We start from the raw sequence: 1,527 nt of genomic DNA, 5'->3' as shown, positions 1-1,527 counted from the left end.
CCGCCATCCCGCTGCAGAACAACCCGAACCTGGTCATGCACCTCCCCTTTGACGAGACATCGGGGTCGGTGGCCGCCGACGTCTCGGGCAATGGCAACGACGGCACGGTCCTGTTCGTAGACGACAACGGGGCGACCAAGACCCCCAGCGCCACCAATTGGACCTCACAAGGGCTTTTCGGAGGGGCGGTTCAGATGGATGGTAACGAGTTCGTGAGCAATACTATCATCGAAGCCGCGAACTCCCCTTCGCTAACTAGTATACAACAATCCATGACGGTTATGGCCTGGGTGAACCGAGACAATATTCATTACAATGTTGGGATATTAAGCCATGACTACCCGGCCATGTTCTTCGGTTTCCACAACAGCCTTTATAAATGGGAATTTCCAACGGATAATGGAGGTAGTGCTCATTGTTACTCAGGCTATTCGCCAGCGGGACAGTGGGTCCATATCGCGGCCACCTATGACGGCGCGACGGCAAGGCTCTTCGCCAACGGCGTCGAGGTGTGCACACAGGCAGTTAACGGTAATTTTAATTTCAATAGTACAGAACCAAACTTCTCTTCATTCACTTCCTCAGGCTTCTATGAAAGAAGGAGTTTGGCACAAATTTCTAACCTGGTAAGTTATACTCCTAATGGTAGCGGGGTAACTGACGAAATTTCAGGAAAGATAGATGAATTGAAAGTGTATAATAAGGTATTGGGCCCACAGGAAATCAGAGCTTTCTATGAACTTGGCGTTGGAATGCCAAATGTCCCCGAATGTCCCGAGGGGATTATAACAGTTGAATATAAGCTTGGTGACGGCCCTTGGCTTGACGTCAACGGTAACAACATAAATGCTCCGGAAGGTTCAAGGGTCTATGTCAGGGCGCAAACAACCGGAGAATATTTCGTGACTACAGCACAAAAAGACTATCAAGCGCCTACGTTGAGTTCTCTGATCGATTTTACCCAAACAGAAGGATATCAAGTTGACACGCAAGTCTCCGATCCGGGAAGCAATAACCCTGGTAGGAACGATGGGCTGATTGATTCAGGTAATCAAGGCCAGTTCGTAATTACCACCGCTGGGGGGTGTCCTACTGTAATTAACCTTAACGTAGTGCAGGGCTGCGACCCGGGCGATGAACCGATTTCGGCGGAATGGAGAATAAACAACAATCCATATCAAAATGGTCCGGTTGGTGAAAACGTATCTATAACGGCCCAAGTAGGTGAAAATGTTAGGTTAAGCATTCTTCCGAACCAAGATTCAAATGGTAACATTTTAAAGTTTAGTGTTACATTGCCAAATGGATCCATAGTCAGTGATATTACAGGAGATTATATAATGGGAAGTGTAACTGAAGGAAATTCCGGTGCTTATATCCTTACCTCTGCTGAAGGGTGTTCCGTAATAATCGATTTAACGGTCGATTCTGCCGGATGCCCTGACGGGCTTTCGAACGAGGACGGTTCGCTGCCCCTTCCCCCGGGCATATTCTATTCGGGCCTTGACCAGGCGAACGGGGTTTCCT

At 48.5% G+C, this 1,527-nt stretch carries 1 protein-coding gene; it reads left to right on the top strand.

Translation table 11 applies throughout. From position 1 onward, the window contains the following. The coding region (locus ACEZ3G_RS13675; protein ID WP_432426078.1) for a LamG domain-containing protein at positions 1 to 1,527 on the top strand (1,527 nt) is incomplete at both ends.

Source organism: Meishania litoralis, from assembly GCF_042611095.1.
GTDB lineage: Bacteria > Bacteroidota > Bacteroidia > Flavobacteriales > Flavobacteriaceae > Meishania > Meishania litoralis.
This window is presented reverse-complemented; position numbering and strand designations above follow the sequence as displayed.